The organism is Vibrio sp. Vb1574 (assembly GCF_033338675.1).
The window spans coordinates 1-1,376 of the sequence record NZ_JAWOTC010000216.1; the positions used below are offsets into that span (position 1 = coordinate 1).

General features: G+C 46.4%; 1 protein-coding gene. It reads right to left on the reverse strand.

The window, feature by feature from the left end:
• Positions 1 to 174 precede the first annotated feature (174 nt).
• Positions 175 to 1,376 (reverse strand): peptidoglycan DD-metalloendopeptidase family protein (locus tag R7O12_RS24940; RefSeq protein ID WP_318126734.1); only part of this gene is annotated, 1,202 nt, incomplete at its 5' end.

The following is a 1,376-nucleotide window of genomic DNA, read 5'->3' on the forward strand; positions in this document are numbered from 1 at the left end:
ACGCAATGGTGGTCTCAGTTAGCGACGGCAGTAGCGGGGGGATTAGCATTCGCTACGGTGTTGACGTTGGTACTTACGCCTTGTTTGCTTATGTTGGGAAGAGATTATCTCGCTAAGTCCGAACCTGATGAAAGCGAAGAGGCAGCGTAATGCTGCCTCTTTTTACTTTTCCGTTTATCTCATTGCCAGTAACTTACTGTAACGATCCAGCTTGTCCATACTGACTTTTGCATTCGCCATGAAGGTTTGTCTTGCTTTACCTGTTAACGATTTGGATTGCGGCAAATTCACTGTTCTTGGGTTTTTGTGCACGCCATTTACTAGGAACTCATAATGTAAGTGAGGTCCTGTCACTCGACCTGTTCCACCAAGCGTACCGATAGTTTGACCTTGTTTAACACGTTGACCCGTTTTGACTGTGCGCTTCGTTAAGTGCAGATACTTGGTAATGTAAGTATTGCTGTGCTTAATGAACACGTAGTTCCCGTTGAACTTGTTGTAAGCCGATTTTTGCACCACACCATCACCAGCGGCCCAAATTGGCGTACCAACAGGTGCTGCGTAGTCAGTGCCTCGGTGAGGACGTACTCGCCCCGTCACTGGGTGAAGACGACGTGGGTTAAAGTTTGAAGTCACGCGACGGAAATCCAGTGGAGCGCGCAAGAAGGCTTTTTTCATCGCTCGGCCATTTTCGTCGTAATATTTGCCCGTTTTTTCATCTAAAATAGCCGTAAACGTATCGCCCTGGTTTTTGAATATCGCAGCGATGATTTTTCCGCGACCAATGACTTCACCTTCTACAACTTCTTCTTGATACAGCACTCGGAAAGAGTCGTTTTTGCGAATATCGAGTGCGAAGTCGATATCCCAGCCAAAAATTCCTGCTAGCTCCATGATTTGGTTGCCATTCAAGCCAGACGAAATTCCTGCGTTCCAGAAGTTGGATTTGATGGTTGCCTCGGCGTAGTTGAATTGGTAATCGACCTCTTTTTTATCGACCTCAGAAACGTATTTGCCGTCTTGCAGTTTGATGCGAAAGGTTTCGAATGCGCTTAGCGTACGGCGCAGTTGAACCAAGTCGTTTTTCTCATCAAAACCAAATTGCAATTTATCGCCCGGACGAAGACGAGTTAACTGCTGTTCAATTTCTTTATCGGAGGACACTAACTCGTGCAGTAGACGAGCAGAGAGCCCCACTCGATTAAATAGAATGGCGGCGCTCTCGCCATTTTTTACTTTGTAAGTTTCCCAGCGCAAAACCGAAGACATCTGAGAAGATCCATTTAATGTCGTCAATTCAAGTGAGATCGGCACAGGATAGTGTTGACCAACTTTTAATCGGCTTTGTTGCGGGTTGAGGTCTTGCGGATCGGGCA